Origin of the sequence: Pseudoalteromonas luteoviolacea, assembly GCF_018100925.1 — a bacterium.
Taxonomy (GTDB): domain Bacteria; phylum Pseudomonadota; class Gammaproteobacteria; order Enterobacterales; family Alteromonadaceae; genus Pseudoalteromonas; species Pseudoalteromonas obscura.
The window spans coordinates 230,332-250,961 of the sequence record NZ_JAGJEH010000005.1 but is presented as its reverse complement, the minus strand read 5'-3'; the positions used below and the strand labels follow the sequence as shown (position 1 = coordinate 250,961).

Genomic DNA, 20,630 nt, shown 5'->3' with positions numbered 1-20,630 from the left:
TAATCTCCACACTCAGACAACAAAAACGCTCATTGCTATGCAATGAGCGTTTTATCTACCAAGAATCATAAACAAGCCTATTTACAGTCTCTAACCCACTGCCAAACTTCCCATTTTCCTGAATTGTCAGCTGGCGAAGCACCTTGTGTCCACCACTGCGCTTCATAAATGCTGCCATTTTGCGATGCCTGATCGCCTTTTAAATAAGTCTTGCTGCTTTGCCATGCATCAACTGTGCAACCGCCGCCTACTGAAACTGAGATCTGCTCAGACTTAGTAGATTGTGCACCTTCTGCATCAGTGACCGTCAAAGTAACCGTATAGGTATTAGCTGCACCGTAGGTATGTACCGGGTTTTGAGCCTGACTCGATGTGCCATCTCCAAACTGCCAGTCGTAGCTCACCACACCTTTGTCATCAAATGACGTATCAGTAAAGGTGACAGATAACGCATTTTTGGTGAAAGAGAAGTTTGCAACTGGCGGTGTATTATCAACTGGGCCATTGTCGCCTTTAGGCACTACGCCACCGAAGTGTGATGCAACTTCAGGCCAGATCAATTCAATTCGAGTACCGCGATTTAGTTTGCTTGTGCATTGAGTACTGTTGCCATAGTGGTGCAATGCAATAACATTGTTATGTTCTGCTGACACAACAGGAGAACCAGATGAGCCGCCAATGGTGTCACATTTATAGCCCATATCTGTATCTGAACCACGACCTGCTGTCACAGTTTGATCAATTTGGCAGTAACCACCAGCATTTTGATCACTCTCAATCGCTAACTCTTTAGGGTTACCACTGCCGTGTTGAGGGATAAAAATGCGCTGTCCTTTCAACTGAGAAGTAACATCCAAACCAAAGTGGCCAAACTGCTGAATTTTATCGAAATCTTTTACAGTAAAAAGTGTATAGTCTAACTTATAGTCAGTCGCGAGTAGCTGATCACCCATTACTTTAACAGTGCCGTTTGTATCACCTGTGCCGCAAGCTGAACGCTGATAGTTAAACCATACTTCTACGTTTTTTGCATCTGCCGCAGAGTCGAAACAGTGGTTATTTGTGAACATGTGGTTGCTCGCGCCTACACGCCAAGCAGTACACAAACTGCGGCCACCAATCAGAAGACGCGCCACAGGACGACTGCGCTCATATTCTACTGGGTGAGAACTCTGCCAACACGCCACATCCCTGCGCTCATTAATACCGCAAGTCGAGTTCGGTTGTACAATATCCATCTCTGACATGATTTCATTTGCAGCGAGCTCTGTATCCGAGTAACCGGCAAAAAAGTCTGCTATTTCAATACCGTGATCATTGTTCCACGCACTTTTGTCAGTAATTACTAACTTAAGCTTAACAGCATCAGCTGATACTGACATTGAAGAAGAGACATCGCTGTCATTATGGTCATAACGATAAACCTCACCACCTTTAAGATCACTCACTTCTAGGTAAGCGCCTTTTGGTAAAGCAAACTTGGTAAAATTGATTTTAATAAAGTTGGCGTTTGGATGGTGGATGATGTGTTCAAATTCATTACTGTCTGCGCGAGACATACTGTGCAAACCTAAATTAGCTTGATAAGACACAGCATGCGCTATATCTGTTTTTTGCACAGCGCTTTCAAGTGAGCTGGCCTGCACGTTTGAAGCGAGTACAAGTGCGCATACAGGGAGTATGGTTTTGATTACTTTACATGATGTCATAAATTTAAAATCCTTTAATTGTAATTATTGTGCTTTTTTAATAAAAGACTTTTGAAATTTATGTTATATCAAAGTTAAATTCAAGCGTATTCTTTAAGCATTTTGCAAAAATCATGTCACTGACGCCCCCTAACTTGGATCGATGCAATAAAACACGATCCATACACATGGCATCACTATCACCTTGAATGTCATAAAGCAGCCAAATTATTATTGCGTGATCTCGCCCATAAACTGACTTTAGTTTTGGGAGTGATAACAAGTAAATACTAACTTCTAAGGAAAATACTTATGAGAATCAAACTGAACAAAAAAACAAAAATCTAAATGACGACAAACTTGCATTGTCGCAGCGGCGACCAAAGAGCTCAAAGCATATCCTAATTACTGTAATTACGCAGGTGACACACAGCGTATGTGCACTGAATTATAACCTCAAACTAAATAGTGAGCCTCTTTGTAGCCAAAATAGAGACTCACATGTAAATTAGCTAAACGGCGTAAAAACAACTACATATTCACAATTGAATTAAGACGCTTTTTTACTACCGGATTTGATTGTGATTGATAAAGGTGTTCAAGCCTATCTAAATTATGCGTCGACAGCTTGTAGTTTGCCTGTTGGTATACTCGAGAAAATGCATCAATTGCACCTACTTGTGGTGATGCAACTAAACTCGATACGACTTGATCTTGGTAGTCTGCCATCCGCGCCAAAGATTTGATTGCGCTTTTTCTCACTTGCATATCTGAATGTTGTAAATATACTGGCAATTTTGCAATTAACTGCGGGTTTTTGCTATTTGCCATTGCCAAAACTGCCGTTGACAATTGTTGTGGATTTGCTAACTGATCGGTCAAATAATTCGCGACTTGTCGTGATTGATCAGGAGAGAATTTACTCATAGTACCGATACTTAACAATGCCATATCAGATAAAGCTGGCGTTGATGACTGCTCTACAACATGCCGTAAACTGGCGAAACCAACCTCTGACGCATTTTCAAAACGCCCCAACGCCATCACTAGTTTTTGCTGTACTTGCTGGCTTAAATCACTATCAATTAACAGATCTGACAACATCTGCTCTGCTTGCATTGTCTGTGCTTTTTGTAGTGCATAAATGAACGCAGACGTTGCTCCCTCATGTTCTTGAAAAAGCCTTTTAAGCGCACTTTGATCAAAGTTTTCTAGCATAAATAAGCCAATTTCTTTTGCTAACATGGGATCTAAATTAGTTCTAAGTGACTGGATATGCTCTAAAAAGTTTTCGTTGGTCACTGTTACCACCTCCTGCACCTGAGCTGTTGGTGGCAAAACATGTTGGTTGTGAGAAGCTAACCAATCTGTTGGTTCAAAAGGTGTATGTTTAATCGGTTTCACCGTAACAGATTGCACCACTTGGTATTGCTGACCATCGCGTCGCCAAATTTGTTTGTTGCTATAATCCAGTGCCAGTATACTCTCCGGTTTATCGCCATCTAATGTGATCTGCCACTGCTCTAGCTCTTCGTTATCAGCACGTTTTTTCTGCTCTGTAATTGAGCGTTCTATCATATTTTGACGCTGCACATACTGAAATGTTTTTACACCCAGCGCATCCTCAAATGTCAAAGGCTTGTCTAAAGAATAACTCATTAAATCCAACACTTTTGACAGCACGGATAACGGATGCTGGCTGCTCAGACCCAACATATCTAACTCAGAAAACTGATGATTCTTATACTTCACCAAAAATGGCAACTGTTCAGGCATTGCCTGTACTTTATTGTCTGCAACAAACTGAATATTGCTGAGCATCGCAGCCGACTTGGTTGATGCCGAAGCATGGGGTTGGAAATTCATTTGCCAGCTGAATTCCGAGAAAGTCATCGCACTGCCCTGATCTGTCAGCACTGCCGAGTGTATATCTACCTGATACGCAAAAAAGTATGCATTTGCTGATATTTTGTCGCGCTGATTTGCTGTGGCGGTTGTCTGCTGCTGGGCGCTGACCTCTTTTTTATCTCCAGAGACATTAAGAAAGATGAATCCGACCAACAAAACAGCAACAACGCACATTAAAGTTATTTTTTTCATGGAATCTTCTCAAAAAGTGGTGGCAAAGCCACCACCTATAGCATTTTATAGATTTTCCCAAACTGGGCTTGCGTATTCGTATAGCACGGTTTCACGTGTATAAAGTGGATCCCACTTCATCACGTCGACATTGAATTGCAACAAACCCCACAGCTTTTTGCAGTAAGCTTGGATTTTGCCATCACCACCAGTCAACTTAGTGCTGATCTTCAGCTCCAAGAAGCCCTGCTCTACAACTTGCTCATCTTGAACAACACGGCGTATACCCGCCTCTACGTAGCCTTTTCCTTTTACTTTCAACAGGTTTAATTTTCCTTTAACACCCGCTTCCGAGATACCATGGCCAAATGAACCATAGGCTGAGCTAGACACCAAGCCACCAACATAAGGTTCAACTGAGGCATACACATAATCAGGGCGTCTTACACCATCTACCTCAAACGGCTCTTCATTGCCATGACCTCCAATCACACCACCTACTGTAAATTCAGCACCTGCTTCTACACCTGCACCAAATTTAACGCCCACTTTTAGCAGTCCTAGAGGATCAAGCGGCAATTCAACTTTTGGCTTAATTGGCTCAGGAATAAGATCAAAGTAGTACTCAACTGGGTAAGTGATTGACGCATTCAATAGATCATCACAATTTGGTTTAAAACTCGCGACTGTGTCATCTCCAACTGTGAAATTGAAGCTCATCCCTTGCGTACAGTCGAGCTTGCTTGGATTGAATGAAAACTCAAGCTCACCAATAGACATTTTGAAATTGCGATTATGTAATTTCACCCAGTTGCCAGCCTGATACACCCCTTGTGTTGCGCCATTGCTCACCTGATCTACATACATCCAACCTTGCTGATCGCGATACTGGTGTGACTGCCCAATCACATTATTTTTTTGAATTGAGCGAACATTTCGCTCTACATAGCCCGGATCTTTATATAAATAGGCATTGGCAGCAGGTGACAATGTGATAGCAGAGATAACGCCTAACAATGCAGCGTATTTAAATTTCATGGTTATCCTCATATATTTTTTTAGGTTTAAATTGTCTATATGTTGCGCAACACAAATAAGGTAACACACAATTTTTACACTTTGCTTTCATTTTTACCTTTTTTAGATAAAAAAATATTTGAATTCTATTACTTTTAGTCAGAATAATGCGCATTCCCACCATGACTAATACCAAAAAAAGGATAATTAATGACGCTCACTATTGTTAAATTTAAATTAAATTTATTTATTAAAAGCGCTATAGATAGAAGATTAATTTTTATTGCTATTGGTATAGCTGCCACAGCGGGAAAATCGAACTAAGCTTTGCATTCATTTAACTCATGAAAAAAGTAAACTAATTAAATGAACATTTATAAAATTCATTTGAATTATTAGAACAGAAGAAATACTGTATATTTTTCAAACAAAAGGAGTTAAACATGCGATCTAAATTAACATTAGCCCTAACCACTGCGCTTGCAACTGCATCGCTTTTCACATCTCTAGCAACAACAGCATACAGTGAAGTTAGGTATAGCAATGCCTATACTTATGTAAGCCAAAGTGAAGCACGCCGTTTATTTATCAATGATTTTAAGAGCCAGTATCCTGGTGTAAGAATTACTTATACGCATTGCTATTACCCAACTGGCGCAGGTATGCCAGTATTTATTTGCAATGGCAAAGGTAGATTATAAAAGCAGAAACAAAAATACGCTGACCGAAAATCATGCAGTTTTTCGGTTTCAAAACTTGCTCATCTATGAGTTCGTCGTTAAGAACAAAGCACAGTTATATCAGCGTTCATCATTTTCGAAGTGGTAAACCATGGTCGTTGAGCCAGAAAAGCCAAGCAACCATTTTAGGTAAGGATAATGCTCGGTTTGCGTCGCAACAAACCCTTTAGATTCATATAGCTTTTTCGCTCTCGTGTTACCGTCTATTACGTCGAGACGCACCGATTGATAGCCATTATTTTTTGCATGTTCAATGATCGCATCCAAAAGTCGGGAACCGTAGCCACTGCCCCTAAACTGCTCGTCTACAGCAATTCCGTCCATAAGCAACTCATTTTTTTTGACCTGCCTCTCAAGGAGGCTGAATATTAGTGCGGCTCTCACTCCTTTGATAACCCCTAAAAGCTCAATTAGCCCAGCAAAGCTCAGCCCACCTGTCAACGAGCCTTCGTTAGTATGAAACCCGGCAATTCCCGCAATTCTATCATTCACCGTAACAACGTACGAAAAAGAAGGTACGAAGCTTTTAGATAAAACGAGTACTCTGCTCTGTTGGCAATTAATTGCTTTAGCAAACTTTGCACCAAACGCCACTTCGTACAATTCGGCCACTTTACCAACATGTGACGGATCCCATCCTCGCTCTACCTTACTGTGGTCCATCATATCCTCTATCGCTGTTGCTTGGCTATTTTCATTGTTCAGCCTTTGCTATCAATATATTTGTACCCATAAAAGGGCGTAAACTATCATGTTTCAGGATGATTCGAAAGGCAATAGTAACTCCAACGTCTTTGTCCCTGTTTGCTTATTTTTCCTTCTTTATGTAGTTTTCTTAACAAATATGATGCGCGGTCATGGTTCACATCTATCAACTTTTGGCATTCCATGTTGGTGATTTGGTCATGTGAATTTAAATACGCTAAAATCACGTCTTCGTCTTTTCTACGCGTAACAAACGACGGCGTATGCTCCAAAGTTTTGCCGCTTTGTTGCAAATTCACCTCAGCGTCTTGAAACTGCATAATTTGTAGTTGAGCTGGCGTAATGATTTGTTGGTTACTGCGAATAAGTGCAAACTCAATCAGGTTTTTAAGCTCTCGAACATTGCCTGGAAAATGGTGTGCAGTAAGTATCTGCATTGCCTCGTCATTGATGGAAACAGGTGCTTGGCCCATTTCCTGTGAGAACAATTGAATAAAATGTGTAACTAGCAAAGCAATGTCTTCTTGACGGTCACGCAGTGCAGGTACATTGACAACATAACTCGCTAGGCGAAAGTATAAATCCTGTCGAAACTGTTGTTGCGATACCTTTTGATGAATATTGACATTGGTTGCGCAGACCACCCTCACATCGACTTTTTTAGATTGGTTTCCTCCAACGGGGGTCACAACCCCATCTTCAAGCACCCTCAACAATTTAGCTTGCAACTCCAAGGGCATATCGCCAATTTCATCGAGAAACAGAGTGCCACCATCAGCTTCGACAAAATGCCCTTTTCTATCACTCACAGCCCCAGTAAAGGCGCCTTTAACATTGCCAAAAAACGTCGCATCCGCAAGTTCCCTTGGTATTGCTGAGCAATTTACTGCTATAAATGGCTTTTTTGATCTTGGGCCACCAAAATGTATGGCCCTTGCAACCAACTCTTTACCCGATCCCGACTCACCCAGTACTAACACACTGGTTTTGTCTATTTGTTGCAATCGGTTTATGTCATCGTGCAATGCCAACATCGCAGGACTTCGGCCAATGAGGTTTGAACCGTCCCACTTTTGTGCTTCATGGCGAACCAAGGTATTCACTTTTGCATCTGCTTTTTTTCGCTCTGCGCTTTCTGTTTTTAGCTCTTGTGCCAGCTTTTCCAAAGCTTGGTTTTGCTTGGCAAGCTCATCTATTTGTCGCTGTAGCGTCAAGTGTGTGGAGATCCGAGCAACTAGCTCAACCTCACACAGTGGCTTACGGATATAATCTACAGCCCCCACAGAAAAGCAGTCTACTACTTTCTCTTCATCGTCATGGGCGGTAATGAATATCACTGGGATCTGCGCACTTTTTTCGTCAGCTTTAATTCGCTTGCATATTTGTAAACCGTCCATACCCGGCATCACCACATCTAATAATATTAAATCTGGTAGTTGCTTATTAATGGTATCAAATGCCTGCACACCACTGGTTGCAACTATAATCTCATAGTCTCTAGATAAACTCATACCAACCGCAGTTATATTGGTTGGGTTATCATCAATTATCAGTATTCTTTGGCGTCTATCGTGTTTGTTATCGTGCACTATTCTTTTACCTCTTGCTTAATTTTCAACGCCAGTTGCAAAGCAAGTTTAAAGTCAAACTCAGTTAACGCTTTGTCTAATTCTGCGGTTAATTTGGGGGAGATTGTGGCCAGTTCATGTTTGATATTGTCGAACTCAAAAGTGGCATCAAATTGCTGCATTTCAAGCTTATTTATTAAATTAGTCAGTGTGATTGTTGATGGCTTGATTGATGTAACTTCAGGTACAACCACTTTCTCATTAAGCTGAATATATGTCTCTATGTCTATTATCAAGTGCTTTAAGCTAGATTTGATGTCGCTTAAGTGGGTACCCAGCTCTTGCTCGTTAATGTTTGATAACTCAGCCTCTAATTGCACAATTTGTCGCTCAGTTTGAGTTGCCGCTATCGTACCAAGCGACCCCCTAAGCCCATGTAATTTACTTGCTATAACAGCCTTGCTGTCATCCGTATCTAATCGATTAATCAAATCTGGCTGAGAACGTAAAAAGCTATTCAGTACCCTAATATAACTCTGCATATTGCCACCAGCTTGACGAAGCCCCTTTTGAATATTCAGGTGTTTAAATGAAGCGCTAGCTATTTCTGTGCAGGCTGTTTGCATTTCATCTTCACTTTCCAACAACCACTGGGCGAGTGTCTCATATAGGGTGTTTGGCTCTATGGGCTTGGTCAAATGCGCATTCAAACCCGCACTGATGGATTTTTGTCTGTCACTTTCATAGGCATGAGCTGTCATGGCAATAATAGGTAAGTCTTTAAGGTTCAGTTGATTGCGAATTTTATCTGTGGTTTGTAATCCATCCATATCTGGCATTTGAATATCCATCAACACCAAATCAACACTGCGGCTTTCAAGATAAACTAACGCATCGCGACCTCTTGATACCACCGATGCAGCAACATGCCACATATCAAGTAATTCACGTAATACTTGTTGATTAACAGGATTGTCCTCAACGATCAGGATCTGGGCTCCCTTAAAGCCTTTAAAACAATCTGATACTTCAGCGGTAACGCCGTCTTCAATCGGTGAGTTATATGGCTCAAAAGCCAGTTCAAAACTAAAAGTACTGCCTTTATTCGGTTCGCTTTTCAGTTTGATTTCTCCCCCCATGGAACGCACCAAATCTTGGCTTATAGTTAAACCAAGCCCCGTTCCTCCATATTGACGGGTAGTCGACAAGTCAGCCTGAGTAAAAGCTTCAAACAACTGGGCTTGATTTTGTGGCGCAATGCCAATGCCGGTATCACTTACCTTAAACTCATGGTTTACCTGCGCGTCCACTCGCTGTTGGGTCACTTCTAAAATAACTTGTCCAGTTTCGGTGAACTTAAAAGCATTTGAAAGTAAATTTGTCAGTACTTGTTCAAGGCGTAGGGCGTCCCCCATAAAGTGTGCTTGCTGGTATTGAGGCTGGATCACGTCAAATCGAATGGGCTTTTGAAGTTGCTGTGGCTGAAACATCTGTGCCACTTTGCTAACCAATTCAGGTAGATTAAAAGGCACCTTTTCTAGCGGCATTTTACCTGCCGCTATTTTCGAATGGTCTAACACATCGTTAATTATCCCAAGCAAGCTGTTGGACGCCGTCCCGATCCGCTCAAATAAATGTTGATGAGGATGAGCATCCGATTGCTTTGACAATTGCGCAAGCTCAGCACTGCCGATGATAGCATTTAGAGGCGTTCGCATTTCGTGACTCATCATCGCCAAAAAATCACTTTTTGACCTATCTGCCGCTTCTGCTTGCTCTTTAGCTTGGATCAAGTTTTGTTCTGCTTTTTTACGCTCAGCAATTTCTTTTTGTAGTGCATGACGAAGGCGAAACTCATTCAGCAGCCGCCGAGAAACAATCACTGATGTGTACAAAATATTCACTGTCAGGATCAAAGTGAATAGCGCCATGGTGTAGTAAATCCAGCCACCAATAATGATAAATTTAATAAATACGGCCAGAGTCGTTGGCAAGCAGTACGACAATACCGTTCTAAAACTGGTGCTAAATGTTACCCCGACAATTCCGCTTATCCCAATCACGGCGCTACAAGATAAAACATTGTATAGAGGTGGTTGGTATGGGATCAGTGTCAGAATACCTATACCAGTTAAACACCCAAGTACCAACACGCCAACAAAGTATCGACTTTCCAACCCGCGTACAACGTCATCTTCGTCCAAATCCGGTTTAATTAAATACAGGCTGCTAATACGAAACAGTGACAAAGAAATAATTACAATTAATAGAGTAACTAAGCCTTCAGGCGCATCAGCATCAATTGCAGCCAAAAGCATTAATACGTTTGCCAACATCCCCATTAGTATATTCGTTGGCGCTTTAACGGCTGTTTCACGACAACAATCTACCCATAATTCAGGCTCCTGCTGCCTGATCTTTAGTAGTCGCCGCATTTCATCTAAAAACTGTTGAACAACCATAAACTTCCCAACCAAAAAAGGAATTAATTATTACTTACCACAATTACTTCATTATAAGTTATACGTAAATTTTCGCAAATTACGCATAAACAATATATATAGGTAAAAATACGCATAGACTTATATAATCACGCATAGAGCATATGAAATTCAAAGACTTATATGTGGCTTACTACTTGCTCATAGGTAATACAGGAATGTTTTAACTTTTAATTCAGTATATGTTCGCTTTGCAATTTTTCCCATCTTCAGTATGTCGCACGCGCCTCGTCAAAAGCCAAGTGTATTTGTTGGCTGGCTCATCAGGCTGTATCAGTGCGCTCTCTTTCGCTCCATACAACCTGTCTTATTTAGCTTTTTATGGCCCGGTAATTTGCTTCTGGCTTTGGGAGCGAGTTTCAATCACAAAGGCTTTTATAACTGGCTGTTTATATACCGTAACTTTGTTGTCCACTGCCGGAACTTGGTTATATTTGTCGCCTAACCAACTCGCTGATATGCCAATGCCCTTGGCTGTTCTTTTCACAGTTTTAATTATTGCTGTTGTAAGCTTGTGTATGGGCGCTGCGGGCGCGATATATGTATTGCTCAGGGCGCGCTCTTTGCTTTCCCGAGCGTGTTTGCTTTTTCCAAGCCTATGGTGGCTTGCAGAGTGGTCACGAGAATGGTTTCTCAGCGGTTACCCATGGTTCAACATTGGCTATTCACAGCTTGATATGCCTTTGATTGGCTGGGCAAGCGTATTTGGAGTCAATGGCGTAGCTTATTTGGTAGCAATGAGTGCAGCGCTGATAAAGGTTGCGCTGTTTTATACACGCTATAGACTCATCGCAATTAGCATAACTATCATTGCTTGGACATCAGGCATGTTCTTACAGACCATTTCTTGGACTAAAGAGATTGGCAACCCAATCCAAATTGCGCTTGTGCAACCAAACCAGATTTACAGCGCCTTATCGAACAAGGACAAGTGGCAACGCGCTGTTGAGTTAAATCGGCAGCTGCTAAGTAAACACCAACTCGTTGTTTGGCCGGAAACCGAATTTTCAATGCATGCAGTAACACCGCAACCTTCGCATACAACTGAGTTAAATAAACATATATGGCAAACAGTCTCATTTAGTCTAAATAATACAGTTTTACCTTTTGCCACTAGCACTGCCCAATACAGTGATTTTATCGCACAGCTTGAAACCATCACAGCTTCCCAAGACAAGTCTATTTTAATGGGAATGAACTTTCGCGATCACCTAAATAACCTCACATATAATAGTGTTCTGGCGATCAATGCCACCGACAAAGCGATTTACGATAAACGTCATTTGGTGCCCTTTGGTGAAACCATTCCACTGCGCCAATCTCTCGCACCACTTTGGCAATTGCTGAATGTCCATGAGGACACCTTCAACCCCTCGCGCACACCCACCCCACTATTGCCAGCCTCTGAGTATTTGGCCGGGGTGTCTATTTGCTACGAAGCCGCCTTTGGCTCCGAAGTCGCAGAGGCGTTGCCTGGGGCTCATTTCCTGATAATGCTTACCAATGATGGTATGTTCGATGGAACTGCTCAGCCCGAACAGCACCTTCAGATCGCTCGAATGCGTGCAATAGAAACTGGTCGCTGGGTAGCACGCGCTGCAAGAACGGGTATCACCGCCTTTATTGCGCCCAATGCGGTGGTGACAAAACGAACATCGCAACAAAAGTTTGCGACACTAAGTGCAACCATACAACCTCTTCAAGGCATTACGCCATTTGTTTACTGGCGCAATACCCCCTTTTTACTCTTCATTCTCACCATCATTGGATGGTTTGCTTTTAATCGGCGCTAACAAATTAAAAAGCCCAGAGTAGTGTCTACTCTGGGCTTTTTAAACGCTTAGATGCTCGGTTTAAACCAACCTTTACTTGGTGTGCCAACCGTTTTTATCAAAGCTCGTAAAGGTGTAAGTCGCGCCACACTTTACTAGAGGAATACTTCTAGTCCATGTAGGGACCCCATCACAGTTGCTGCCACTTTTTTTGATTTTCAATGCGCACTTGCTGCCTTTACAGGTAAAGTTTACCCCCTTGCCAAACTCAACCTTTCCTTTTGAATAAGGAACAAATAACACTTCATCTGCACCATCAAAAGCACACACATAACCATCAGGGCCGCCGCCATCGTAAACAAGGTTCTGTACTCTAATGCTACATGTTTTACTTCCTGCAAATGCAGAAGCTGACGCAAACATTGCGATTCCTATGCTTACTAATCCTAATTTTGATTTCATTATTTATCTCCACTTGGCCCAACTGGCCGTTTATAGACTACGGTCATGGAATGTGCTGCTCTCTAAACTATCAGCAAGGACCAATAGCCCAATTACTTTCATTCAGAGAAATACTCCATGTGATGAACCGGGTTTTATCACGCCGGTTTCATACTCTATTAAGAGCAATCAGTAGGCCAAAAAAAGATAAGCTTTACATTTCAAATAGTTAGAATTAAAACAGAATTGCATATACGTAATTTTATTGAGAAACCCGCATAGAATTCAAAGTTAATCCACATAGGCACTTATAAGAACGCATAAATACTCTATATGATATTTAATCGCACTGTAAGGCGTCGATTGGGTCCAACTTGGCGGCGTGATTTGCCGGAATAAAACCAAAACATATCCCGGTTAATATAGAAACACATGAACCCAATACAATTGGGTAAATGGGCATCAGATACACCCAATGATAGAACGATGACACTGCATAACTCGCCCCAACTCCTATCAAAACGCCCATTACTCCGCCAATAACACACAGGCAAATTGATTCAATTAAAAACTGGCTACGAATATCCTGTTGTTTCGCCCCCATCGCTCGACGGATCCCAATCTCTTGTTTTCGTTCCGTGACTGACATCAGCATGATGTTCATGATCCCCACCCCCCCTAATAACAGAGAAATGCCTGCGATCATTGCCAGCATAATATCCAACAGCTCTGTTTGTTCGCGCATTTGCTCAAGTAATTGCTTGGCTGTTACCGTGTTGACGTGAACGCGGTCATTTAAGATGTATAAATGTTGATGGATCTGCCGCTCACAAACTTCAATATCAAAATTTTCCCCTACCTTTATCAGCGCATGATGAAAACTAACTTGTTTGTCGCGTTTTTTAATATAATCCAGCGTTGTGAAAATGCTGGTGTTAATTGAGAGGTTAAGTGTGCTTATATCTGGTGATTCAGTTAAAGCACCAATTACAGTAAAGTGGTGTTGCCCTACCTTAATGCGCTGACCGATCAGCGCGTTTGTCGTTGCGCTAAGCCCCAACAATTCCGGAACATGCGCGCCTATCACGACATAAGGCTTTGCACCATCAAAATGAGAAAGCTGCCTGCCCGCTGCTAGCTTGGCTTTTGTCAGGGTAAAAAACTCAGAACTCACACTTGCCAAAGTTCCGTTCATCCCTCTATCCAATGTCACGCCTTGTGTGCTCAATGGCGCACTTAACTCAACGCAGCTCAATCTCTGATGTAACTCTGCCGTATTTCGGGTAGATCTGAAGGTCAACTGTTGTGTACTGATATCGTAAAGACTCAAGGTGATCAAATTTGAGCCCAAGCTTCTAAATTGTCGCAGCGCTTCGTTTGATACCATTTGCCCAATAGCAACCATAGATATCACCGCGCCAATACCAATACTGATCCCTATCAGCGCCAGCAGTGTTCGCTGTTTAGTAGCAATTAAACTGCGCCACGCTTCTCTAACGTAGGCTTTTAATATCATCGTTTTAAACCCTTGGTTCAGTCGACAGCTTACCACTTTGCATATATAGAGTTCGGTGGCACTGCGCTGCAACTCGCGGATCATGAGTGATGATCACCAAAGTTATCCGCTCTTCTCGATTTAAGGTCAAAAACAGTTCCATGATCTCTTGAGCGACTTGTGGATCCAATGCACCGGTTGGTTCATCAGCTAAGATTAAACTAGGCTCTCCCACCAATGCTCTTGCAATAGCCACCCTTTGACGCTGCCCTCCAGAGAGCGCATTTGGTTTATGTTCGGCTCGCTCCGCTAAGCCTACTTTTGCCAGCATAGCCAAACTGCGCCTTTTTTGTTCCTGTTCTGAGATACCTCTATATAACAAGGGAATCGCTACATTTTCCCAGGCACAGAGCCGTGGCATTAAATGAAATGACTGAAATACAAAGCCTATTGATTCATTACGCACTTGAGAAAGCTCATTATCAGGCATATGTGTAATCGAGCGACCATTAAGCTCAAACTCTCCTGAGTCAGGATGATCTAACAACCCAGCAATATTCATTAACGTTGTCTTGCCACTACCAGAGCGACCCATAACGGCGAGCATTTCTCCCTTTGCAACAGACAATGACAAGTTGTTCAAAATAGGTAATTGCGTGTGACCACTACAAAACGATTTACTAATGTTAGTCAGTTTAAGCATTCGTACTTTCTCCATGCCCAATCACTATTTTGTCGGCCGCACTTAACCCCGAAGAAACTTCTAGCCCTTGAGGTAGACTGGAACGTATCTCAATGTACTTGCGGATCACTTGTCCCTGCTCAGTTTGAACCCACACAAACTTTTTATTGCCTTCGAGTTGCACTGCTGAGAAAGGAATTACCAGCGCCTCTGGGTTAGAATAAATGAGAACACGGGTATCAACAGACATGCCTATGCGGATCATATTGCGCTGTCGCTTTGTTAGTTGCTTCACTTGGATCTGAATATTAAAAACCCGACTGCGACTCCCTTTATGTGCACTGGCCCGCGCATCCACGTAGTGAATTACGCCTGACAATGACAAATCGTTGAGTGCCTCAATACGTACATCAACACTCTGTCCCGGCTTGATTTTCAACAGATCTACCTCATTCACTTGGCTATCTATTGATACCCCACTCATGTCGGCAATCATCACCAACGGCTGATTTTTAGCAACTTGAGCCCCAGAGTATATGCCCCCTTTAGAAGGCTGTTTTTCTTGCTTTGAAGTCGCGGGTAGGATTATGCCCTGCACGGGGCTGTGGATATTTGCCTGATCTACTTGCAGTGCCAAGCTTTGCATTTTCTGCTCTGCGTTTTGCAAACTAAGTTGCGCTATTTTCAGTTGTACATCGCTAGCAACTGACCGCTGCGCAATCAGCGACTCTTGAGCCATGGCTAAGGTGACTTCTGCTTCCGACACAGCGCGCCAATCCGAGTCCAACTCAGTTCTGGCAACAATGCCTTTTTGAAACAACGAGCTGGTGGAGGCATGACGCTCTTTAGCCAATTGCAGCGCTTTGTTCGCCCTAACGACAGCTCTTTTGGCGTTTTTAACTTCTATACTATTCGACCAATTTTTTAATCTTTCTAACTCTTTCAAACTTTGAAAATAGGCGGCAGTGGCATCTCTATGAGCTAACTGAATCGTGCTCTGATCTAACTCCAATAAAAGCTGCCCCTGATGCACGGTATCACCATATTGAAAATTGACATGCTCGATTGCTGCATCTAACGGCGCGTTCACCTTAACCCAGCTCAGAGGCTGTAAATTGCCAGACAAATGTAAAAAGTCTTCTACCCGCTCAACTTGAGGTGAAATCAGCTGACTTTGTAGTCGTTGTTGCATACCTCCTCCATACCACGTTTCAGGTGCTGTATTGAAAGAATGGGCAAAAAATAGATAGAGAAAACCAGATAGAAAAATCATAACCGCAGTAGTAACGGCACGCTTCTTTGTAATGCGCCTGCTACGGTAACTGCTTTGTAGCCGGTGATTGTCCTGACATACTTTTGTGTAAGCTGTTTGTAAGTCTTGAAATTGGCTTTTCAGTTGTACTTTTTTTACTTGCACTTTGTCTACTTGCAATGTTTGCTCGACAACCCAACCAGCCATACAAGTCAGCTTTTGCAACAGTTGCAGGTCTGGCGCTGTAAATTCCATTGGAGCATCTCCTTGGCTGGCCATTTTGTTGAGTGCTAATACAAAGCCTAGTGGTTCATTATTCGAATTGTTCATAATTGCTGATATGCTGCTTTGCACACGTAACTTAAGTTTTTCGTCAAGCTCCTTTATAAAATCAGTGCTCAAGAGTGCCTCTTGCAATGTGGAAATAGAGTTTACGAGGCAGCCATCAGTCGTGATGCGAATATCTACAACCCGCGCTTCATTTTCCAATACCCCCACAAATTGGCTTGCCCCTTGGTCCAATAAAAACACAATGGCGTGTTCTGCAGTGAGCTGCTCAGCCACTGTTTGGCTTAATTTCAAACTCATACTATTCATTGGTGACAAAGACTTGCGTGTTACTTCTATTACTTGAACCCTATTCATGACCGCTCCCCCCAGCTTGATGCCAGCCGGCCGTTAAGCGATACGCATCCATATTGTTGACCGATATACCTGATTCTGGCTCTAGTTTGATCTGCCACGCTGTCAAAGTAGTACCCAATTGCGCTTGTAACACAGTTAACAGGTTGAGGTAGCTTATCTGCGCGGAAATAAACTGATTTTCGGCATCCACTAACTGTGTTTCGAAGCTCACTACATGAAAGTTTGAAGACAACCCCGCCGCCAGTTTTTCTTGCTCGAGAGATAACTGTTCTCGGGTGAGCGTTAGATAACTTTTTGCAAGCTGCAACGCTTCCCAGCCAGTTTCAATATTTCGTTTGCTATTTAGCAGCTCAAGGCGAATTTTATTTTCGAGTTCATAGAGCGTGTTTTGCGACTGATACAAGGAGATTTGAGCATTGTATAAAGACTGCCTTTTACTCTTATCACCTATTGGAATATTAACCTGTAAACCAATGCTATAGTCCCCTTGGTTAAGATGACCTTGGTACGCTAACGAGTCATTAAAGTGTCCTTCACTGCCCATTAATTGATACGACAAATTAAGGCTTAAGTCCCAGTTTTGCTCATCTTCCGCCACGGATAAGTTGAGATTGTTAGAGCGCACACTGAGCTGAGCTTGCAAATAGTCAGGGCGGTTTTTGAGCCCTGTTGTCACCAAGCGAGCCAAGTTTAAATTAGGTGCTGACACCGCAAGCGGCTCGGTTAGATTTAAATGTGTGTGTTCTTCCATACGCAGTGTTTGCAACAGCAGTAAACGTGCTTGGTCAAGCTCATTTTCAGCTCGCTTTAATGCTAACTTTTGGTTTGCCAATGCCGCTCTGCTTTGAACATACTCTGAATGGGATAAACGACCAGCTTCAACCAACGCACTATTTGTCTGTACTTGATGTTGCGCCCTTTGAAATGAGTGCTGGCTAATTTTCATCGCGTGCAAAGCTAATTGATAGCTGCGATATTGCATAACAACTTGACCAATCACCTCAGTTAAAAACTGCTGCATATTAAGTTGTTGACTGAGTTCTTGCCACTTGGCCTGCCTTAACGATGCCCCTGCGACTTTAGAGCCGGATCCTCGCAACAAAGGTTGTTTATAGGCCAAAGTCAACGTAGAACCATACTGAGGTTCAAACCCCTCATAGTCGCTTTTTTGCTGTACAGCATTTAACTCTAACTGCCCACCCAACTTGTTTTTTAGTCGGATAGATCCGCCAACAGACGTTTGCATGTTTTGCTCATGCTGCGCCAAGGTCGATGAGTATACTGAGTTACTTTGCTCACCCACGGTGATTAAATATTGGGGCTCAAACTCTTGCTCTGCGGTCTCCAATGCAACTTTATCTGAGATACGAGACAAGTATTGGTTTTGCACACTGATATTGTGCGTCAGCGCCCTATCTATTGCTTGCTTGAGTGTTAAGTTGACTTCTTTGGCTATAGCTGTGGACGCCCCAAGCAAATTTGCAGCGACAAGCAAAAGTACAAAGACATTGCGACTAGAGCACAAATAAATAGCAGGGTTGTAAAAGTAAATTAAATTGAACTGCAAAATGAAAACGCATAACGATGTAATTGGATGACTTTTCAATCAGCAATAAATAAACCACACTCAGGGCATTTTTTGATAGCATTGATACAATTAACGCCATTCTGTAGTACAAAGCAAAATCACGCTGTAGATAAATGATTTTATTCACTAATTTCACATGTCGCTGGCAAATTAGCGCTGTCCACCAAGTTGGTGCCTACTTGGATTACTTATCTCGCTATACATAACAATACGAAACCTATCCGTAAAAGTTACTTATATGACCGCATAGTGAATGGCACGCTATGCGTCCCTCAATATCAGTAAGGTAGAACAAAAAATTAGTTAGGTACCTCATACTTTATTTATATCAACCACTCTCCCTTGCAACACAAAGAAGAACAAACTGAGTCAGTTTTGCGAGATAACAAGATAGGGGGAGTAGTTCGCTGAGGCGCGCCAAATATGAACTTTCCTGCGGTTAAGTAATTAGCCCAAAGAGAAGTTCATCTTGATTTAAATCCAATTCAACTTATCACAGACCCTAAAGCCAAATTTTTATCAAATGACAGCGAAGCACACAACAATAGTTCATGTACTTCTAGGTGGGTTATTAGTCACACGTTATCTAGGCTAGACCACATGCATAAAGTTCACGTCAAAACGACCATCCGGATCTTCCACTCGGATCACTTCGCTATATCGTGTATTTTGGTAGTTGTTATTTGTCTCTAAGAGCACTTCTAACAGTGGTTTTACACGCTCACTACATAGGGCTATAGCAAGGGCTTCATGGGCAAGTTTAAACTGCAGATCTAAGCTTTCATCTGAATCTTCAGTGGCCTCACTTTCTGACCAGCCATCAAAAATATCTCTCAAATTAGAGATTTCAGGATGCCTGCCTTCATAATCAGATAAAATAATAAACTCTTGATTGTCGTATTTAGCATGGCATGTGAACTCGCAGCGCTCCTTTTGATACAAGTTCCAATACATATCGCTATGCCAAAATGCCACTGACAACGTCATATGGGAAAATGCGGGTTGCTGTATATAGAATTTCAGTTCTATTTCTCTTTGCTCAATCAGTTTTACTAACACGTTTTCATATACATAGGAGAGCTCTTCAGCACTGACCATTTGATTTAACTCCTTTAATCGATAAATTCAGTGCCATTATTACGTCCGTTCACTTAACTGGGACAAAACATCTGTTCAATATTCAAACAGCCAGACAGCTATCCATTTTTCATTATTGCCTGAACGTCCACGTCCAATGGCGTTAGCAGCTAAACAGAGCGCTTTTTGATAGGTGCCGCTTGGTCTCTCAATTAAAAATAATGGCTGCACTAACTAACGCAGTGCCTAGTGAAGCAAGTATGCAAGATTTAAGTGGCCTCAGATTATTTTCAACGTCGAGTGGTTCACTTTCCAATACACTTAAAGCGCGCGAATAACCCCCAAGTTGAAAAACTAAGATTAAGCAAAATATTGCTATGAATTGAACATATATAGAGTGAATATACCCGCCAAAATCACCAGGATTTACAATAGATATAACTAACGCCATCACAGATGAAAACAACACATTGACCAACAAAGCGTTGTCTTCAAAAAATTTGCCCAGTTTTAATTCATGATATTGTATCGCGCACTCCTCAAGGCGCCCCATGCATTGCAAGCAGCGATAGTGACTTTTTTTGGCTTTATCTTCTCTGTAAGCAACCTGTTCACAACAGTGAATATTTGTACACTTGTAAAAGCGCATTTTGACTAGACCTCTAGCACGTTTATAAATGTAGGATCGAATTCTAACTTGTCTGATAATCCAATGCCTAGACCCAAAGAGAGAAACTCGTTGAATTAACGGTAATGATTGTTACACCCATTTCCTCCAATCCCATTATGTATAAGCACAGTTAAAAGTAGAAGTACACAATAATTACTCTGTTCACCTTAATGACAAGGTATAAAGAGCCAGATGACTATTCACTTATTCGTGAAAATATCATAAAGTATGCACGAATTATTTTATGAGAATTATATGCTTAAGCCCATATCACAGGTATTCATTATCATCGCGATGTTAATTGCCTTCGTTGGACAAGCTATGGCGTATAATTTTACTATGTCTTTTGAGCAAGCCTCAACGTCACTTGACCTAGCACAAGCATCGCAGACTTTGGCAGATCACTCTGGAAAAACAGGCGCTTCTGAAACAGACGACTGTTGTGAAGTTGAATGTTGCGAAAATGATTGTGTCTGTCCGGGAAATGCCTGTGTCTCATTGATGTATTTAAGCACAGACGTGCAATCAGCCCAAGTTGTCAAACACAGTGAACTTGTTATCAATATAGATATCGGCCGACCTATTCCAATGACCGACTCTCTGTTTCGTCCCCCCATTTTTGCCTCTTAAGGGTCAGTGCACCCTAAATTCAACCATTTTGTCAAAACGTATCAAGAGTGCGCTATTTGCGCTCAGTTTTTTGCATTCTT

Annotated in this window: 15 protein-coding genes; 3 read left to right on the top strand and 12 right to left on the bottom strand. The window is 42.1% G+C overall.

Going from position 1 to position 20,630, the window contains the following annotated elements; all coding sequences use genetic code 11:
• Nucleotides 1–77: 77 nt before the first annotated feature.
• From J8M00_RS12600 to J8M00_RS12590, 3 genes are all read right to left on the bottom strand, one after another.
• A complete protein-coding gene (locus J8M00_RS12600; protein ID WP_211010611.1) occupies nucleotides 78–1,709 on the bottom strand; it encodes a PKD domain-containing protein in 1,632 nt (543 codons plus the stop codon).
• A gap of 510 nt (nucleotides 1,710–2,219) precedes the next feature.
• The gene (locus tag J8M00_RS12595) at nucleotides 2,220–3,788 is read right to left on the bottom strand and encodes a HEAT repeat domain-containing protein (RefSeq protein ID WP_211010609.1); all 1,569 of its coding nucleotides are present in this window, start codon (nucleotides 3,786–3,788) and stop codon (nucleotides 2,220–2,222) included.
• Nucleotides 3,789–3,833: 45 nt separating this feature from the next.
• Complete coding sequence (locus J8M00_RS12590; protein WP_023401979.1) at nucleotides 3,834–4,805, bottom strand: hypothetical protein; 972 nt, start codon at nucleotides 4,803–4,805, stop codon at nucleotides 3,834–3,836.
• Nucleotides 4,806–5,227: 422 nt separating this feature from the next.
• Between J8M00_RS12590 and J8M00_RS12585 the strand changes: the two genes are divergently transcribed.
• Complete coding sequence (locus tag J8M00_RS12585; protein WP_211010608.1) at nucleotides 5,228–5,485, top strand: hypothetical protein; 258 nt, start codon at nucleotides 5,228–5,230, stop codon at nucleotides 5,483–5,485.
• 99 nt (nucleotides 5,486–5,584) lie between these two features.
• On the opposite strand, the gene J8M00_RS12580 is transcribed toward J8M00_RS12585, so the two are convergent.
• The 3 genes from J8M00_RS12580 to J8M00_RS12570 form a co-directional block, all read right to left on the bottom strand.
• Entirely contained in the window at nucleotides 5,585–6,187 is a 603-nt protein-coding gene (locus J8M00_RS12580; protein ID WP_211010607.1) for a GNAT family N-acetyltransferase, read from the bottom strand.
• 86 nt (nucleotides 6,188–6,273) lie between these two features.
• Nucleotides 6,274–7,818 carry a sigma-54-dependent transcriptional regulator gene (locus tag J8M00_RS12575; protein ID WP_211010606.1) on the bottom strand — a complete coding sequence of 515 codons (1,545 nt, stop codon included), beginning with the start codon at nucleotides 7,816–7,818 and terminating at the stop codon, nucleotides 6,274–6,276.
• Nucleotides 7,818–10,259 carry an ATP-binding protein gene (locus J8M00_RS12570; RefSeq protein WP_211010605.1) on the bottom strand — a complete coding sequence of 814 codons (2,442 nt, stop codon included), beginning with the start codon at nucleotides 10,257–10,259 and terminating at the stop codon, nucleotides 7,818–7,820. Before J8M00_RS12570 ends, J8M00_RS12575 begins: the two co-directional genes overlap by 1 nt.
• A 290-nt stretch (nucleotides 10,260–10,549) precedes the next feature.
• On the opposite strand from J8M00_RS12570, the gene lnt reads away from it, so the two are divergent.
• A complete protein-coding gene (gene lnt, locus J8M00_RS12565) occupies nucleotides 10,550–12,091 on the top strand; it encodes an apolipoprotein N-acyltransferase (protein ID WP_211010604.1) in 1,542 nt (513 codons plus the stop codon).
• A 72-nt stretch (nucleotides 12,092–12,163) separates the two neighbouring features.
• Here lnt and J8M00_RS12560 read toward each other — a convergent pair whose 3' ends face one another.
• The 6 genes from J8M00_RS12560 to J8M00_RS12535 form a co-directional block, all read right to left on the bottom strand.
• Complete coding sequence (locus tag J8M00_RS12560; RefSeq protein ID WP_023401972.1) at nucleotides 12,164–12,532, bottom strand: hypothetical protein; 369 nt, start codon at nucleotides 12,530–12,532, stop codon at nucleotides 12,164–12,166.
• Between the two features lie 319 nt (nucleotides 12,533–12,851).
• Entirely contained in the window at nucleotides 12,852–14,027 is a 1,176-nt protein-coding gene (locus J8M00_RS12555; protein ID WP_211010603.1) for an ABC transporter permease, read from the bottom strand.
• Nucleotides 14,028–14,031: 4 nt separating this feature from the next.
• A complete protein-coding gene (locus J8M00_RS12550; protein ID WP_211010602.1) occupies nucleotides 14,032–14,709 on the bottom strand; it encodes an ABC transporter ATP-binding protein in 678 nt (225 codons plus the stop codon).
• Nucleotides 14,702–16,585, bottom strand: a complete 1,884-nt coding sequence (locus J8M00_RS12545; RefSeq protein ID WP_211010601.1) for an efflux RND transporter periplasmic adaptor subunit — start codon at nucleotides 16,583–16,585, stop codon at nucleotides 14,702–14,704. The genes J8M00_RS12550 and J8M00_RS12545 overlap by 8 nt, the downstream gene beginning before the upstream one ends.
• Nucleotides 16,578–18,152: a TolC family protein gene (locus J8M00_RS12540; protein ID WP_211010599.1), complete on the bottom strand. Its 1,575-nt coding sequence runs from the start codon at nucleotides 18,150–18,152 to the stop codon at nucleotides 16,578–16,580. Before J8M00_RS12540 ends, J8M00_RS12545 begins: the two co-directional genes overlap by 8 nt.
• Nucleotides 18,153–18,764: 612 nt before the next feature.
• Nucleotides 18,765–19,271, bottom strand: a complete 507-nt coding sequence (locus J8M00_RS12535; protein WP_211010597.1) for a hypothetical protein — start codon at nucleotides 19,269–19,271, stop codon at nucleotides 18,765–18,767.
• A 904-nt stretch (nucleotides 19,272–20,175) separates the two neighbouring features.
• On the opposite strand from J8M00_RS12535, the gene J8M00_RS12530 reads away from it, so the two are divergent.
• A complete protein-coding gene (locus tag J8M00_RS12530; RefSeq protein WP_211010596.1) occupies nucleotides 20,176–20,550 on the top strand; it encodes a hypothetical protein in 375 nt (124 codons plus the stop codon).
• Nucleotides 20,551–20,630: the final 80 nt, after the last annotated feature.